General features: G+C 70.8%; 7 protein-coding genes. 5 read left to right on the top strand and 2 right to left on the bottom strand.

Annotated features, from left to right (window positions below; genetic code table 11):
- The first annotated feature begins 9 nt into the window (after window positions 1–9).
- Window positions 10–1,044: an EscU/YscU/HrcU family type III secretion system export apparatus switch protein gene (locus tag CBM2594_RS20865; RefSeq protein ID WP_116358687.1), complete on the top strand. Its 1,035-nt coding sequence runs from the start codon at window positions 10–12 to the stop codon at window positions 1,042–1,044.
- 174 nt (window positions 1,045–1,218) lie between these two features.
- Here the strand turns inward: CBM2594_RS20865 and CBM2594_RS20860 are convergent, their stop codons facing one another.
- Together CBM2594_RS20860 and CBM2594_RS20855 are read right to left on the bottom strand one after the other, a co-directional pair.
- Window positions 1,219–2,202 (bottom strand): helix-turn-helix transcriptional regulator, encoded by a 984-nt coding sequence (locus tag CBM2594_RS20860; protein WP_116358686.1) that lies wholly within the window; start codon window positions 2,200–2,202, stop codon window positions 1,219–1,221.
- A 295-nt stretch (window positions 2,203–2,497) separates the two neighbouring features.
- Window positions 2,498–3,814, bottom strand: a complete 1,317-nt coding sequence (locus tag CBM2594_RS20855) for an MFS transporter (protein WP_116358685.1) — start codon at window positions 3,812–3,814, stop codon at window positions 2,498–2,500.
- A gap of 741 nt (window positions 3,815–4,555) precedes the next feature.
- On the opposite strand from CBM2594_RS20855, the gene CBM2594_RS20850 reads away from it, so the two are divergent.
- From CBM2594_RS20850 to CBM2594_RS27225, 4 genes are all read left to right on the top strand, one after another.
- A complete protein-coding gene (locus CBM2594_RS20850) occupies window positions 4,556–5,161 on the top strand; it encodes an SRPBCC family protein (protein ID WP_116358684.1) in 606 nt (201 codons plus the stop codon).
- 144 nt (window positions 5,162–5,305) lie between these two features.
- A complete protein-coding gene (locus CBM2594_RS20845) occupies window positions 5,306–6,256 on the top strand; it encodes a LysR family transcriptional regulator (RefSeq protein WP_116358683.1) in 951 nt (316 codons plus the stop codon).
- Between the two features lie 119 nt (window positions 6,257–6,375).
- Entirely contained in the window at window positions 6,376–7,179 is an 804-nt protein-coding gene (locus CBM2594_RS20840; protein WP_116358682.1) for a putative hydro-lyase, read from the top strand.
- A 171-nt stretch (window positions 7,180–7,350) separates the two neighbouring features.
- Window positions 7,351–18,072 carry an LWXIA domain-containing protein gene (locus CBM2594_RS27225; RefSeq protein ID WP_116358681.1) on the top strand — a complete coding sequence of 3,574 codons (10,722 nt, stop codon included), beginning with the start codon at window positions 7,351–7,353 and terminating at the stop codon, window positions 18,070–18,072.

Genomic DNA, 18,072 nt, shown 5'->3' with positions numbered 1-18,072 from the left:
GGCGCGGCGATGAGCGACAGCGAAAAGAACCTCGAGGCAACCCGGCGCAAGCTGGACGAGGCGCGCAAGCGCGGCGAGGTGCCGCGCAGCAGTGACGTCACCTCGGCGGTGGTGTTCCTCGGCGTGCTGGCCGGGCTGTGGCTGCTGGGCCGCTATTTCGTGCGGCTGTTCCAGGCGTTGTGGCACAGCGCCATGGGCAGCGTGCCGCAACACCTGGTCGACCAGCAGATGCTGGTGCTGGGCGAGGCCGCGGCGCGCTTCCTGCTGATGGGCGTGCTGCCGATCGTGGCGCTGGCGCTGGTGTGCGGCATCGTCGGCGCGTTCCTGCAGGTGGGGCCGCTGGTGGCGTTCGAGCAGATCAAGCCGAACCTGGCGCGGCTGAACCCGGCCGAGGGCCTGAAGCGCATGTTCGCCGTGCGCAACCTGGTGAACCTGGTCAAGATCCTGGTCAAGATCCTGCTGCTGGCCGGGCTGGTCTACGTGCTGGCGCTGGGCGCGATCGAGGATGGCGTGCGCACCGGCTATGCCCGCCCCGCGGAGATCCTGCTGCTGGTGGCCTACATCATCCTGCGCATGTGCTGCTGGGCCGCGGTGATCTACCTGGTGATGGCGGTGGTGGACTACGTGCACGAGCGCCACCAGTTCATGAAGCGCCAGCGCATGAGCGTCGACGAGTACCGCCGCGAATACAAGGAGACCCAGGGCGACCCGATCATGGCCGGGCGCCGCCGCGCCGCCTTCTTCGAGGCCGCGTTCTTCGGCGTCAGCGAGCGGGTGCGGGTGTCGACCGCGGTGGTGTATTCCACCCAGTACGCGGTGGCGTTGCGCTACGACGGCCCCGGCACGCTGCCGCGGGTGGTGGCCAAGGGCAGCGGCCAGGTGGCGGCGCGCATCCGCCAGGCCGCGGCCGACTACCTGGTGCCGTCGGCGTTCGATTCGGACCTGGCGCAGCGGCTGTACCTGAACGTGCCGCTGGACCGGTATATCGACCGGACGCTGTTCGAGCGCGTGGCGGAGTTGATGCGGTGGGCGAAGGGGGAGTGAGGCTGCCCGGAATGCGCACCGCTGCCGGTTTGCTCCCCTCTCCCGCTTGCGGGAGAGGGGCAGGGGGTGAGGGCGGGGCGCTGGCAATATCGCCGGACTTCGCTTCGTTGATGCGCTGGCCCTCACCCCGACCCTCTCCCGCAAGCGGGAGAGGGAGTACACAATCGGTCGAAACTAAGCCGCAATCACCCCGGCCCCATCCTTCTCCCTGTCCACCGACAACGGCGCCCCAGGCGGGCGCAGCAGCGTGGCCGCGCTGGCCAGCTGCACGCGGTTGCGCACGCCGAAGTGGCTGCGCAGCCGGCGCATGTGGTAGTCGACGTTGAAGATCGACATCTCCATGCGCCGCGCGATTTCCTTGTCCGACAGCCCCTGCGCCAGGCAGGCGAGGATATCGCGCTGCACGTCCGACAGGCCTTCGCGATGGCGCCCGGCGAATGCGGGGATTTCCACGTGGCAGGTCAGGAACTCATGCAGCGCCAGCCCCATCGCCAGCGCCTGGCCCACCACCGAATCGCCGATCCAGCGCCGGCTTTCGATGCCCGACATAAAGCTGATCAGCACGAACTCGCTGTTGCCCGGCATCGGCAGGTTGAGGAAGATGCCGCTGCGCACGCCGGCGTCGCGCAGGTCTTCCAGGAAGCGGCGGCGGCGCAGCGGCGGCACGTTGCCCAGCGGCGCCTGCGCGAGGTCGTCGGCGTCCCACACGGTGGGCAGGCAGAAGGTGCCGGGCTGCGGCGTGCGCGGGTCGATCTCGTAGTAGCGCTCGCGGAAATAGCGCTCGCGCCAGCCCGGCGGGGAATAGCTTTCAAAGAAGGTGCGCGGCTGGAGCTGGCCGCCGACCTGGGCGGCGGTGGCGTAGCCCAGCCAGTCGAAGCCGATCGCGCGGATCGCGGACTGCATCACGGCGCTGCGGCCTTCGTGGGTCGGCTCGGCCTGCAGCGCGGTCACCAGGCCGGGGGTGGCGCCATGGCGCACGCGCTGCCTGACCGGCACCAGGTGGCGCTCGCCGAATACCTTGATGCCGTTGTTGGCCACCAGCGCCGGGGCGGTGGCGGGCGCAGGGGCCGGGCGGGTGGGGCGTGCGGTGGTTGTTGCGGCGCCATGCCCGGACGCCCCCGCGTCACGGTACGGCACGACTTCCACATCTTTGATCATGTAGGCCTCCGACAACGAGTCTTGGCGTGCGATCACGGCCTTGTGAGCAGGTCGACGCGCGCAAATGGGGCCGGCCTGCGCGGCGGCGCTGCGGGACGCGGTGCGTCGTGCCGGTCGTGGCGGTCCGCCGGATGCTGCCTGGCGGCCGGCCATCGCCAGCGCGTATCGCGGCTGCGCTGCATTGCCGTCGAGCGGGCAAGCCCGACATACTGCTGACCCGATTCCCGTCGGAAGACAACTGGGCAGGCCCCCTCGGGGGGCTGCCGGGATTGTTATTGTGGTGTGATTTTGCGCCCTACGCTTCCAATGCCTTGCCGCGCGTTTCCGGCAACGTCAGCGCGGCCAGGATCAGCACGCCATACGCGGCCGCGGCGAAGATGCCGATGGCATGGCCCAGCGACATCTGCTGGCTGACATGGCCGATCAGGAACGGGAAGAACGCGCCGATGGCACGGCCCACGTTGTAGCAGAAGCCCTGGCCCGAGCCGCGCACGCTGGTCGGGAACAGCTCGGTCAGGAACGCGCCCATGCCGGCGAAGATGCCCGAGGCAAAGAATCCCAGCGGGAAGCCCAGCAGCAGCATCACGGTGTCGTTGACAGGGATGTGCGTGTACGCCAGCGCGATCGTCATCGAGCCCAGCGCGAACAGGATGAAGTTGCGCTTGCGGCCGATGCGGTCGGTCAGGTAGGCGCTGGTGACATAGCCGATATAGGAGCCGACGATGACCATCGCCAGGTAGCCGCCGGTGCCCAGCACGGTCAGGCCGCGCTCGGTCTTCAGGAAGGTGGGCAGCCAGGTGGTGATGGCGTAGTAGCCGCCCTGCGCGCCGGTGGTCAGCAGCGCCGCGCGCAGCGTGATGCTGAGCAGCCGCGGCGAGAAGATCGCGGCGAACGAGGTCTTCTCGCTGGCCTGCGACTCGCGCGCCTTGTGCTCGGTGTAGACCTCGGGCTCCTTGACCATGCGGCGCAGCACGATCACGAACACCGCCGGCAGCAGCCCGATCAGGAACAGCACGCGCCATGCGGTCTCGGCCGGCAGCAGCGAGAACACCAGCGCGTAGAGCAGCGCCGCCAGGCCCCAGCCCACGGCCCAGCCGGCCTGCACCATGCCCACCGCCTTGCCGCGGTCCTGCGCGCGGATGGCTTCGCCGATCAGCACCGCGCCCGCGGTCCATTCGCCGCCGAAGCCGAAGCCCATCAGCGCGCGCGCCACCAGCAGCTGCTCATAGTTCTGCGCCAGCCCGCACAGGAAGGTGAAGAAGGCAAACCACAGGATGGTCAGCTGCAGCGTGCGCACCCGGCCGATGCGGTCGGACAGGATGCCGGCGACCCAGCCGCCCGCGGCCGAAGTCAGCAGCGTGGCGGTGCCGATAAAGCCCGCGTCGGCGCGGCTGATGCCCCAGGTGGCGATCAGCGTGGGAATCACGAAGCTGAGGAACTGCGTGTCCATGGCGTCGAGCGCATAGCCGACCTTGCAGCTCCAGAAGGTGCGCCGCTCATTGGCGGTGATGTCGCGGTACCAGGAGAAAAAGCCGCGCGACGGTGCTGGCTCGGCGCTGGCTTGGGGCGATGCTGGCTGGGGGCTCTGGATACTGCCGATCTGCGTTTCCATGCATTCCTCGTCGTGGTATGTCTGGCTCGGCCTTGGCAAGGCGCGCTGTGCGCGGCCGGCTTGCCTTGTTGTGGCGGCACGCCGTGCCGGCTTGCCGCTGCCGCGCATCGGTGGCGCGGCGCTGCGCGGTTGCAGCGCGTCCTGCGGTGCGCCCGCTGACTGCATTCTTGAAAGGCACGGCGGCCCGCGTCCAACTAGTTTTTCGGGCGGCAGCCGATAAGAAAAATTGATTCCTGTGCTGAAAGCCCGTGAATGCGCGGCTGGCGCCGGTTCCGGCGCGTGGCGCCATCGCCACGGTCCGCGGGTTTTCCCCGATGCCGCGGCAGTGGGCACTGGGCAGACCTGCGCGGGCATAAGCATACGGCGCGCCAGCGCACACGGGGTGGCAGCGGGCCTACGGAAATACGTAGGGCAGGGCGATAGCTGCATCGAGCAAAGCGGCGGCGCAGGGCGCCACTGCGTGGCTGCTCCCCTCTCCCGCTTGCGGGAGAGGGGCCGGGGGTGAGGGCCGGCGTGTGGCAAGCACGAGGCGTTCGAACTTCGTGGAAGCTCCCCGCCCTCACCCCAATCCTCTCCCGCAAGCGGGAGAGGGAGTACCCAAGCGGGATTTGAAAAGCCTGTGGCACTTCGCCATGCCAGGCAGTGCACCACCGCCGCTACGAGCCTTCGGTAATGGCACGCGCCGCCGCGCTCGGCTAGGCTTGCAGCCATTGCCCCGACCGCGCGCATGCCGCCTTGCCGATGCCCATCCTTGCCCGCCTGACCCTGTCCGCACTGCGGCTCGCCGCGCCCGCGCTGCTGCTCGCCTGGCAGGCGCCGGCGCAGGCGCAGCTGATCCCGGTGGAGCGCTCGGTCGAGGTGCTGGCCGATCCGGCGCGGGTCTGGCAGCTGGCGGGCGGCTACTGCGCGGTGCCGGACTGGGACAGCGTCTACAAGGACTGCCGCGTGGTGCTGGGCAGCGGCAGCCCGGGCACGGTACGCCGCATGGCGCACAAGGCCGGCGGCCTGCCGGCGGTCGACGTGCTGACCGACAAGGGGCCGTATTCCTACAGCTACCGCAAGCTGTCCAGCCATACGCGCGGGCGGCTGCAGGCCGCGCCGGGGCAGGGCGTGGGCACCACGCGCGTGACCTGGCAGATGTGGCTGGACCCGTCGGCCGTGCCCGACGGCGCGCGCGCGGAGTACCCGGCGGCGCTGGGCGACGACATGCTGGCTGCGCTGCAGCGCATGAAGGCGCAGGCCGAAGCGGCGCAGCACGAGGCCGAAGAGGACGCCGCGCGCGGCCCGGCGCTGATCCCGCCGCGCGAGGCGCCGACGCCGTCGCAGCCGTCGCCGCTGGGCGCGTGAGCGCGGCGCACCGGCGTTGCGGCGCGGCACGGTACCGAGTGCCGCTGTCAAACGCTTGTTCGCCACCGCGCCATGGCGTAGATTCTGTGGCCTGGATCCTGTCCTGATGCGGCGCCGCAGCGACCGTTCCGCACTCCATCGCCCATGAACCTGCGCTTTCTCGAAACCTTTGTCTGGGTGGCCCGCCTGCGCAGCTTCCGGCTGACCGCGGAGAAGCTGTTCAGCACGCAGGCCTCGATCTCCAGCCGCATCGCCGTGCTGGAGGAAGACCTGGGGGTCAAGCTGTTCCTGCGCGATTCGCGCGGCGTCACGCTGACGCCGGAGGGCCAGCGCGTGCTGGAGTATGCCGAGAAGATGGTGAACACCATGCACCATATGCGGCAGTCGCTGGACCGCTCGCGCGCCATTGCGGGGCGCGTGCGCATTGGCGCGATGGACTCGGTGATCCATACCTGGCTGTCGACCGTGGTCAAGCGCGCCATGCAGGCCTACCCGGCGCTGGAGATCGAACTGACCGCCGATGCCGCGCTGAACCTGTGCGACCAGCTGCAGAAGGGCTATCTCGACGTGATCTTCCAGACCGACCTGCTGCGGCTGGAAACGGTGCGCAATATCGAGCTGGCGCGCTACCCGATCCGCTGGATCGTCGCCACCGGCTCCGCGTATGACCGGCCCTATGCCTCGCTCGCTGAACTCGCCGCCGAACGCGTCATCACCTTCGTCAAGAACTCGCGCCCGCACCAGGACATCCTGAGCCTGTTCCACCTGAACGGCGTGGCCTCGCCGCGCATCAACTGCGTGAACTCGGTGGCGGCGATGACGCGGCTGATCGGCGATGGTTTCGGCATCGGCGCGGTGCCGCCGGCACTGGTGCGCAAGGAGCTGGCCGACGGCACGCTGTCGGTGGTCGATGTGGAGAACCATCCGCCCGCGCTGGATATCGTGGCATCGTGGCGCATCGGCGCGGGGCTGGAGGTCAACGAGTCGATCGTCGGGCTGGCCACCGGCGTGGTCGCGGAATTCTGCGCCGAGGTGGGCGAGGACATGGCGGTGCCGGTGCAGCCGCCGGCCCCGGCGCCCCACGCGGGCTCGTAGTCATCGGATTCCTTTATCGCGCTCGATCCGAAAGATTTGTTGGACGCGGGCGCCGGCGGGCACCCAGAATCGGCAGGTCAACCCGACTTTCCGCGCCGCCCGGCGCCTGCCTGCCGACCATGAACCAGCCGCTCCAGCACGCCGCCTCGCTCCTGCCCGAAGACCCCGCCGCCCTGCGCCAGCTGATCCGCGAAGGCCGCTACCACGGCCACACCAGCGGCCTGGCGCGCGGCCACGTGCAGGCCAACATCGTGATCCTGACGCGCGACTGGGCCTATGACTTCCTGCAGTTCTGCGCGCTCAACCGCAAGGCCTGCCCGCTGATCGACGTGACCGACCCGGGCGACCCGGTGTTCCGCAACCTCGGGCGCGACGTCGACATCCGCACCGACGTGCCGATGTACCGGGTCTACCGCGACGGCAACGCCTACCACGAGACCACCCGCATCACCGAGCTGTGGCGCGACGACTTCGTCGCCTTTGCCATCGGCTGCTCGTTCTCGTTCGAGCAGGCGCTGCTGGCGGCCAATGTGCCGCTCAAGCACATCAACCTGGGCCGCAACGTGGCCATGTACCGCACCGCCATCGAGACCCGCCCGGCCGGCCGGCTGTCGGGCAAGCTGGTGGTGTCGATGCGCCCGCTCAAGCCCGCCGACGCGATCCTGGCCACCGAGATCACCGCGCGCTACCCCGACGTGCATGGCGCGCCCGTGCATATCGGCGACCCCGCGCTGATCGGCATCGAAGATATCGAATCGCCCGACTACGGCGACGCGGTGCCGCTCGATGCCGACGAAATCCCGGTGTTCTGGGCCTGCGGCGTCACGCCACAAGCCGTGATCCGCGAGGCGCGGCCCGAGATCTGCATCACCCACGCGCCGGGCTGCATGCTGGTGACCGACCTCGACAACAACCGGCTGTAGCCACCGCTCGCGGCAGGTCCTACGAATTCCCATAGTTGGCCTGCGCCGCCGACGCGCGCAGAATCGGCGCGCATGATGCCCGCGGCCTGCCCGTGGCCCGGCCACGCGCCAGCGGCATCGGCAACCGTCTGACCTGCCGGCACGCGCCGGCGTCGCCAGGAGACTTGCGTCATGCTGGATTTCATGGATGCCATCCGGGCCGCCGCGCGCGCGGCCGCCGAGGCCGCGGCCCGCGCCGCCGCCGAAGCCGCGCGCGAGGCCGCCGAGCGCGCCGCCCGCGAAGCCGCCGAACGCGCCCAGCGCGCGGCCGAGGCACGCGAGACCCAGCGCCAGCAGGACACGCAGAACACGCAGCAGGCGCAACAGTCCCAACAGTCGCAGCAAACCCGGCAGACTCAGCAAGACAGGCCCGCGGACCAGCCGGACAAGCCCCAGGCGGTCGCGGTCACGCCGGCGCTTTACACCACCAGCGCCACGGGGCCGCAGTCGCCAAAAGCCGTGCAGGTCGATGCCCCGGCGCCCGAGAAGCCCAAGGTCGATCCCGCCGAGCAGGCGCGCAGGAAGAAGGAAAGCGATGCCAGGGCGCTGACCGATGGCTGGCAGCAGCAGGCGCAGGACGCCTATGACAAGGTCGTGGCCGACCTCGATGGCCGCGCCATGACCGACAAGCAGTGGCAGCCGCTGGGCCTGAAGTACGGCAACGTGATGGGCGGCGCGCAGAACGAGCTGCGCGTGGCCGCCAACAACGCCGCGGCCACCGGCAAGGATGTCAAGGCCGCGGTCGAGGCCAAGGCCGAAGAGATCCGCAAGCGCTACGACGACCCCAATGTCGCGCTGAACGTCGAAGCGACCAAGACCGAGTTCCTGAAGAACGAGAGCACGCAGCAGGCGCGCGATACCCAGGGCGCGCGCTTCAACGTGGTGCTGGCGCAGGACAAGGAGCGGCAGGCCGCCGCGAAAGTCGACGAGGAACAGGCCGCGTACCTGAAGATTCCCGGCGGCATCCGGCGCTTCGAGCTCGAGGCCGACGACCAACTGGTGGCCGCGCGCGACGCCCACGAGCAAGCACAGCAGGAACGGGTAAAGGCCGAGGAGACCTTCCTCGACGCCATGCAGAAAGAGATCGACACGGTCGCGGCGAACGGCTACAAGCAGGACGCCGACCAGGCCCTGAAGGACCTGCGCAACGCCCCGCACGACCGCACCCTGTCGATGGCGGACCGCTCGTACGACCTGACCGCGGCCAACAGCAAGGTCGGCGACGCCGACGCGCAGCTGCAGGCGCTGGCGTCGGGCAAGGGCGCCAAGGTGCCGGACAGCTATCGCGAGCAGGCGGTAAAGGACCTGAAGGCGCGCTACGGCACCGACGGCGGCATGGGCCAGCTGATCGACCGGGTCGACCTGCGCGGGCGCATCGCCGGCGAGATGGAGCACCTGACCCCGTCCACCGAGTTCGAGCGCAAGCTGGCGCAGAACGACCCCACCACGCTGGCGATGGCGCAGGCGCAGGGGCTGACGCTGGATCCGGACGCCAAGACCGATCCCAACTCCGCCACGCCGCGCGACCTGCCGCAGGCCGAGCGCGCGCTGATGGAACACAACCCGGCCGGCTACGTCATGTTCAAGGCGCTGGGCGCGGACAGCCTGGTGCCGGATCCCGGCCTGCCCGCGAACGATCCGGCCCGGGTCGCGTACGACAAGGGCGTCGCCCAGAAGGGCCTGCTCGGCTACACCGTCGAGCAGCTCAAGGCGCGCAGCGAAGACCCCAGGCTCGGCCAGGCCGAGCGCGACCAGGCCGCCAATGGCCTGAACCGCATGCTTGGCTTCATGGAGGGCTCGGTGCCGCTGCGCGTGGACGCCATGACCCGCGGCATCCAGCAGAAGCTGGACAGCAAAGATGTCACCGGCGCGCTGCAGATCCGCAAGGCCGGCGCCGACGCCGCGCAGACGCCCGAGGAACGCCAGCTTTACGTCGACGTGCACAACGACCGCTTCAGCGGCGACCTGTTCAAGGCGCAGATCGAAGCGTCGATGGACAAGGGCCTGAAGAACAAGACCCACGACGACGAGGGCCGGCCCATCATTGGCCAGGAGAAGATGTATGCCGACAAGGTCGGCGTCTACCTGCAGGAAGTGGCGCCGCACCTGATCGAGGAAGACGCCAGCACGCTGCTCGACACGGTCAAGACCACATACAGCAACGACTGGACCGGGCGCAACAACAGCCAGTCGCCGGGATACAACGACTGGGACGACTTCTACCACGGCCTGTCGGCGGTGGTCGACGCGGCCGACGCCGGCTACTATGCGCGCAACCCGCAGGCCCAGCCCGGCACGGCGCCGGCCGCGACCAGCACGGCGAGCTGGCTGACCGATCGCGACAACGAGGTCAGCATGCTGATGATGATGAACCAGGGCGGGTCGTCACGCCAGGGACGCATCTATGGCGGGGCCCAGGACGCCGCCGCCAAGGGCCACATCGGCCTGTCGGCCGCGTTCGAGCAGTCGCTGAAGTCCAGCAAGGACGCGCCGGTGATGTCAGACGTCTACCTGCGCAATGCGGTGCAGCGCGGCAGCGAGGACTACGCCAAGACCGACGAGGCGAAGGAGGCCAATCAGCGCTTCGCGCTCGACAAGGACGAGATCCTGCGCCAGACCTTCGACAGCCTGGCGATGCGCAAGGAAGAACTGAGCGCGTCCGCATCGGACGGCAAGAAGCTCGACCAGGCCATCCAGCTGGGTGCGCCGCAAGGCGACGCCGCGGCGATCAAGGCGCAGATCGCGGAAGACGCCAAGGACAAGAACACCATCGTCAAGGCGATCCCGATGTATGTGACCGGCCCGGGCGGCGTGCCGTACCAGACCGCGGTGTTCGAGTTCGAGGGCAAGGACGGCAAGACCCTGTGGGTGGACGACCAGGGCGCGGTCTATGGCAAGGAGGACCTGGACGCGAAGCGCGACTTCCAGGAGAACAATCTGCTGTCCGACAAGGGCACGGTCTACTTTGCCGAGAACCTGGAACTGGGCCGCGACGGCCATGCCGGCTACGCCGCGATGGACGCGCATATCGTCACCGACAGCGAGAAGCGGTGGGCCTGGGCCAACCTGGGCGTGGCCGCGCTCGGCGCGGTGGCGGGCGGCGTGCTGGCGGTGGCTTCGGGCGGCACGCTGACACCGCTGGTGGCCGCGGCGTGGGTGGGCATGGTGGGCAGCATGGGTTATGGCGTCGGCACCTCGTGGGCCGCGCTGGACAATATTGCGGACCATGGCCGCTCGGTCAATCCCTTTTCCAGCCAGGAAGCGATGGCGCAGTGGCTCAATGTGGCCGGCTCGCTGGCGGGCATGGGCGGCATGGGCCTGGCCAAGACCGGCGCGCTGGCGATGAACGCCGGCACCCGGCTGGCCGGCAGCACCAACCCGCTGCGCCAGATGGCGGGCGGCATGCTGACCCACAGCGCCAGCCATTACGGCAGCGCCAGCCGCGTGCTCAATGGCGTGGGCTTCGGCATCGGCGGCGTGCAGACGCTGCAGCAGGGCGCCATGTTCGCCGAGCATGGCAGCGAGATGAGCCTGTCGGAGAAGGTCCAGAACGGCGCCATGCTGCTGATGGGCGCCACGCAGATGCTGCCGTTCGCCGTGCAGAAGCGCATTGGCGAATCCGTGCGCGACGGCTACCAGGCGACCAGGCAATGGCGGGGCGCTGGCGCGGACCCGGCCGGCGCCGGCAGTCCGGCGCGTGGTGTGGCCCCGGAAGCGGTGGCGCAGGTCCGCGACGGCAATGGCGTGCCAGCCGCGACGCGGCCCACCACGCGCCGGGGTACGTCCGGCCGCGACGCTGAAGGCCAGCCGCTCGCGCGCACCGATGCCGACGGCCAGTCCGGCAAGTCCGGCAAGCACACAGACGGCGAACCGGCCCCGGGCGTGGCCCGCCCCGCGACCCCGGAGCGTGCCGGCGGCAACCGGCCGGCCACCGACGGCGGGAGCACGCCGGCGCACGGCCTGCCCGCGCCGCAGCGGCTCACGCCCTGGCAAGCCACCAAGCGCGGTGCGGCCGCGGCCTTCGACATGGCGGTCACGCGCGGCACGATCCTGCAGGAACGGGTGATCCACGGCATGATGGACCGCGCCATGAACCGGGCCATGGCGCGCTACGCTACCGAATCGGCCGCGCGCAACCCGTCGGGCGAGCGCGGCGGCGGCGGACGCACCGACGCACCGGTGCCGGCTTCGCGCCGGCGCTCTGGCAGCAGCGCGCCGGCGTTGGCGCGCGCGCCGCGCCACCCGGCGGGCGACGGCGAGGCCGGCGTGCAGCGCCGCACGGTCAGCCACGGCCCCGCGGCAGTGGCGCATGCGGACGGGCCCGACGCGCCCGCGCGGATGTCGCTGCGGCAGAACGCGATCTCGCCGCTGGACAACGTGCTGTGGATCGACGGCAGCATGGAGAACATCGGCGTGCCCTACGGCGCCGAGATGGCCGCGCGCGCGCTGGCGGACCTGGACTCGGTGATGATCGTCACCGGCCCGCTGACCGCGCATGGCGGCGCCGAGACCAACGGCCCGGTCGGCGCGGCCACGCTGGGCGCCTACCTGGCCTCGCTGGGCAAGGACGTGGTCTATGTCACCGACCGCGCCCATGCGCGCACGCTGCGCAAGATGCTGCGCCAGGACCTGAACCAGCCCAATGCCCGCGTCGAGACCTTCTCGGCGCGCGACTTCGCCAGCGCCGGGCGCCAGTCGCGCGCGCTGCTGGCGATGCACAAGCCGCAGGCCGTGGTGGCGGTGGAAGTGGCCGGGCGCAATACCAACAACGAATACCGGCTGCTGAACGGCGAGCAGGTGCGCGGCAACGCCATGCTCGACCAGCTGCTGATCGACGCCAACGACATGGCCGACATGGTCACCATTGCCGTGGGCGACCACGGCAACGAGGCCGGCATGCGCGCCGCGCGCGACCGCCTGCTGCGCGACATGGCGGTCGAAGACCAGCTTGCCGACAGCTGGTCCGACGTCAGCGCCGACCACCTGGTGACGGGCATGAACTCCAACCTGGCGGCGCAGGCGATCGGCTTCGGCGTGCAGCGCGCGCTGGGCCATGACCGCGGCATGCCGGACGCCGAAACGGTAGGCGCGCTGCTCGACACCATGGCGCGCCACCAGGCGCGCGACGGCGTCACGCTGGAGGCGGGCGCGACCAGCGTGCGCGGCTACGACAAGACCGTGCAGAAGGGCGTCTACGAACTGCTGCAGAAGGCGGCCGAACGCCTGCCCGAGCGCCTGGAGCTGGCGCAGCTGTTCGAGGGCATCCAGCGGCGCTTCCTGCCCGACGGCATCGACCCGGCCGACTTCGGCATCCGCGTGCAGGACGATGCGATCGTCGTCACCGCCTTCGACTCCAGCAACGGCGGCCTGCTGGCCGCGCAGAACATCGCGCGCCACATGTACGCCATGACCGGCAAGGCGGTGCAGGTGGTGGCGTTTACCGATCATGCCGCCGGCACCTACGGCGGGCGCGAGCGCGGCGACCTGATCAACCTGGTCCACGCCGGCGTGGTCGCGGCGCAGAAGGCCAGGGGCGCGGTCGACCTGTTTGCCTGCAACACCGCCTGCACGGCGTTTCCGGAGGCGCTGGCCGGCACCCACCAGGCCAAGGTGGTCAACCTGATCATGCAGACCGCGCCGAAGATCGTCACCGAGGGCGGGCGGCGCCCGGTGGTGGTGGCCACGCCCGGCACGGTGAAGCTGCACGCCTACCTGCAAGCGGTGACGGAGGCCAGCGGCGGCAGCGTCACGGTCAAGGAGATCGGCGCAACCGAGTGGGCCGATGCGGTCAACAACCTGATGCACCTGGCCGACGGCGCGCCGCTGGAGCAGCTCAAGGGGCTGGTGGCCAAGTACATCAACGCCGAGCAGATCCCGGCCGACGCCACCTCGCTGTGGTTCTGCTGCACCCACTATCCCGCGCTGGAGGCGCTGGTGCGCCAGCAGCTTGACGCCATCGGCCGCAGCGACGTCAAGCTGATCGACCCGATGCAGTACCAGGCGCGCAAGGGCGTGGAAATGCTGGTCGACCAGGGCCTGATCGACCGCGGCGCGCTGCTGGAGCAGCCGCTGGACCCGTCGGCCGTGCCCGACGACAAGACCCTGCCGACCATCGTCTTCACCACCGGGCAGCCGTCGCGGGTGTCCGGCCTGGCGCATGCGATGGGGCGCCGCCCGGATATCCGCGTGTTCAAGACCGCATTCGGCGAGGCCGCCGACGTGTCGCCGGCGCTGGCGCTGATCGACGGCGGGCGTCACCTGTCGCCGGTCGACCGCATCAGCTTCAACTACATCGGACGCGGCCTGCGCGAGTTCTACATGCCGGGCGGCGCCGAGCGCGCGGCGGCGTCGCTGGAGGACGCCGGCAACGTGATGCTGGTGACCGGCTTCTCGGTGGCCAAGGGCATGCCGGAAACCGACGGCCCGCCGGGCACGGCGGAACTGGGCCGCGCGCTGCGGCTGCGCGGCAAGCAGGTGACCTACGTGGTGGATTCGGCCAACCGGCCGATCCTGGAAGGCATCCTGCGCGAGATGGGCGAGCCGCTGGACAATATCCGCGTGTTCGACGAACCGGTCGGCAGCGCCGCCGGAGCGGCGCGCGCGCTGTTGCGCGAGGTCGGGCCCGACCGGGTGATGGCGATCGAGCTGCCGTCGCGCAGCGCGCGCGGCACCAAGCACAACATGCGCGGCATCGGCATCGACGACTTCAACCCGGCGCTGGACCAGATCGTGCTGGAAGCCAATGCCATCGACGGCATCGAGACCCTGGGCGTCGGCGACGGCGGCAACGAGGCCGGCATGGGCGGCGTGGGCGGGCTGATCCCGCGCGCGATGGACGGCAGCGATATCGCCGCGGTGGTGCCGGTGGACCATGTGGTCACGGCCAGCGTGTCGAACTGGGGCGCGTACGCGGTCTCGGCGCTGCTGCTGCGCCGGGGCAATATGCCGGAGCGCTTCCAGGGCCCCGAGGAACTGGGCCGCGTGCTGCAGGCCGCGGCCGATGCCGGCGCGGTCGACGGGGTCTCGCGCGAACGGGTGGCAACGGTGGATGGCTTCTCCACGGAGGTGCACCAGGCGGTGATCACGCTGTACGGACGCGCCGCCGCCGGCGCGGCGCCCCGTGGCCCGGGCGCCGCGCCCGCGCCGCTGCCGGGCGGGCCGGCGCTGGCGCGCACGCCGCTGGCCGATGCCGCCGAAGCGGTGGTCGCGCACGGCGGGCAATTGCCGCGCAAAGCCGCTTCGGCAAGCCGCGCCGACGACGTGGGCAGCGAGCCGGCGGCGATGCCCGCCGCGCGGCCGGCAATCCGCGACGGCAGCTGGTCGGTGCGCGACGGCGCGCCAAGCCGCGCCGCGATCGAGGCCACGGTCGACGGCATCCATGAATCCGGCGGGCGCCTGGCCGGCGTGCACTACGTGGTGACCCAGGGCGAAGGCCTGTCGGTGCCGCTGCGCGCCGGTTTGCCCGAGGCGTCGTACATGACGCTGCAGCAGGCCATGCGCGACCTGGGCCCGGCGCTGCAGGCGGGCGGCAACTTCCGCATCGCCATCGTCTCGCAGCGCGAGGCGGCGCGGCACGGCGCGGTCGATGCGCGCAGCGTGATCGGCACCGTGCCGCTGTCGCTGCGCGGCCACAAGCCGCATGCGGAAGGTTTTGCGCTCAATCCGGATTACCAGGGCGAGATCCGCGCCGCGTTGCCAGAAGACTTCCGCGCCGGCCTGCCGCTGGTGCGCCAGCAGGACGGCCGCCGCATCGACGTGCTGGCGCAGCTGGAGCAGTTCCCGCGCGGGCGCGCCGACCTGGACCTGGCGCAGCAGGCCGGGCAGAAGACCTTCGGCGACGAGGCGGTGGCGGTGTCGGTGCCGCAGATTCCCGGGCATTTCACCGTGCGCGCCGAGGGGCTGTTCGGCGGCATCGCGATGCGGGCCGGCGATGGCCCGTCGTCGTTGATCGATGCGAAGGCGGTGACCGACCGCATCCGCGCGCATCCGGACTACCAGGAAGGCATGCCGGTGGTGCTGTACGGCTGCTACGGGCAGGACGGCGCGGTGTCGCTGGTGCAGGAACTGGCCACCGGCCTGAACGCGCGCGTCTACGGCGCCGACGGCCGGCTGGACGTCGATGCGTTCCGCGCGCCGGGCAGCGAGCTGGCCTATGGCGCGCGCCTGCGCGTCGCCGCCGATCCCGCCGCCATGGACGCGTCCGGCGCGCCGGTGCATGTCCGCGACGGCGGCCGCTTCCACGGCGCCATGCCGGCGCTTCCTGTGGTGGCAGTCACCGGCGGCGGCAAGCCGGTGCGCCCGCATGGCGCACGCGCCGCGGGCGATCCCGTGCCGGCCAGCTGGCAGCAGGTGCCGGACCGCTGGGCCGAACTGGCGCTGGGCGAGCCGGCGGTGCGCGTCAATGCGCCCCGCGACCATCTGGTGGTGGTCGGGGCCGTGCGCCCGGAGGGCGGCCTGCGTGGCGAGGCGGGCGAGGGCGTCGGCGCCCACGAGTTGGCGTTCCTGCTGGCGCACGACTGGGAGCCCGGCCAGCCCATCGTGCTGGCGCTGGACGGCGCGCATGGCCCGCAGGGCCGCATGCTGGCGCAGCAGGTGGCCGACGTGATGCGCACCGAGGTGCTGGTGCCCGATTTCGCGCTGCGCCGCGGCGCCTATGCGCCGGACCCGGCCAAGAGCCAGATCGACCTGGCGCAGGCCGGGCAATGGCGCCGCCTGTCGCCGCAGCCCGATCCCTACGCCGGCCACAGCTTCAAGATCGACCACCACGGCAACGTGTTCCTGCGCCGGCCCGACGGCACCCGCGAACGGGTGCGGCTGGAGATCTACCTTGGGCCGCGGCTGGGCAGCGGCGGCGCCAAGACCGTGTTCGCGCTCGGCAAGGACCTGGCGGTGGGCATTGCCAACGAGGCCTGGCTGGGCGACATGGTGCACGGCGAGCGCGCCGCCATGGCCGAGGCAACTGGCACACATGGGCTCAACACCGTGCGCAGCTACGGGCCGGCGACGTTCGAGGCGTTCGGGCGCCCGGCGATCGGCTATGAGCGCTATGCGGCCAGCACCAAGGACCTGTTCGACGCCGCCGGCCAGTTGCGGCCCGAGCATGCCGCGTTGCTGAACGAGCGGTCGGCGCGCGACATCGCCGCGATCGTCGACACCATGAAGACGCGCAACCTGCATCTGGGCGACGTGGAGTTCGCGCTGTTCCCGGACGGCGCGGTCAAGGTGGCAGACCTGACCCATGTCGAGACCGGCACGGCGGTGTCGCAGGGCAGCGCCGTGTACCGCATGCTGGACCGGATGCTGGAGGCAGCGCAGGCCAGGAACGGCGAAGGCAGCCCGGGCAGAGCGGGCGCAGAGGGCGCAGAGGGCGGGGTGGTGCGCGCCACCATCTCGCACGGCCCCGCCGGCAACGCGCCGCCGCCGGGCAGCAACGGCCCGCGGCCGTGGAAGGTGCGCACCGCGCTGGCGGTGTCGGCGGCCGGCACCTTTGCCGCGGCCTCAGGCGCCGCGGCGATCTCGGCGCAGACCGGTGCCAACCTGGTGCTGACCAGCGCCGGCTGCTTCATCTATCGCGGCAGCGTGGCGATGGGGCGCACGGTGCATGCCAACAAGGTGATCCGCCGCGCCGGCACGCATGCGCCGGCCGATATCGCCTGGCTGCGGCGCGCGCTGACCGAGAAGCCGGGCACCGCGGTATGGGGCATCAACGACAAGAACCAGCAGAAGTTCGCCAGGGCGCTGGACCAGCTCGACGCCTACGCCCACCACGCCGACAAGAAGGACCTGCCCGAGGCCCCGGACAAGATCCGCGAGGCGCAGGCGGTGATCGGCACCATCGGCGCGTCGCTGCTGACGCCCGACACCCGTGCCGGCCAGGTCAACGACGCGCTGCAGCTGGCCACGCTGGCGGTCAACAACGGCAACACCCTGCTGTGGTTCGGCGAGCACGGCGTGACCCAGGTCGGCGAGCCGCTGACCTACAGCAGCGCGGTGTTCCTGGCGGCCAATTCGGTGCTGAGCACGGTCAATTTCGCTGCGCGCGCGGGCTATCACACCGGCCTGGCCCAGCCCGCGCTGCTGGGCGCGCGGCTGCGCAAGTTCGTGATGAACGCGTATTCGGTGGGGGCGGTGCCGCTGGCCGCGGCCGACATGGTGCATACCGGCGGCGTGGTCGGCGCGATCGAGGCGGGCAGCCTGGCGGTGTTCGGCATCGGCGCGCACCTGCAGTCGCGCAACGAGCAGAAGCTGATCAACGCCGAGAAAAACCGGCTGGCCAAGGCCGCCGATCCCGACGCCGTGGACAAGCCGGTCACGCCGTGGCTGGCGCAGAAATGGGATTTCTTCGGCCGCGCCATGCCCAAGGGGCTGGTGCTGCTGGGCGGCGGGGTCATCGTCAACTTTGGCGCCAAGATCCTGGTGGAGCTGCTCAAGGACGAGGACAAGGCGGTGCCCACGCCCACGCCCGCGCCGACGCCGACGCCAACGCCGACGCCAACCGGCGGTCCATCGACGCCGCCGTCGACCGGTCCCGGCCAACCCACGCCACCGAACGTGCCACCCAAGGAACCACCGAAGGAAACCCCGCGCGAGCGCCCCGCAGCCGGAACGGTGCGCGTGCAGCCCTACAGCCCCGACCATGTCGCCGGTTCCACGCTATGGGGCATCGCCGGCGCGCATCTCGACACGCTGCTGTCCGACGGCCAGAAGGCCGAGGCACAGGCACAGGCAATGACGCCGGACCAGCAGGTGGCCAACTTCGCGCTGCGCGAACTGATCAACCTGAACCCGCGCTACCGGCTGGCCGACAACCCGGACCACCTGGAGCCCGGCTGGGAGCTGGACGTGACGCGATAG

It is taken from the genome of Cupriavidus taiwanensis, from assembly GCF_900249755.1.
In the GTDB taxonomy this organism is placed as follows: Bacteria; Pseudomonadota; Gammaproteobacteria; order Burkholderiales; family Burkholderiaceae; genus Cupriavidus; species Cupriavidus taiwanensis_D.
The sequence above is the reverse complement of the archived record's forward strand: the minus strand, read 5'-3'. Positions and strand labels throughout refer to the sequence as shown.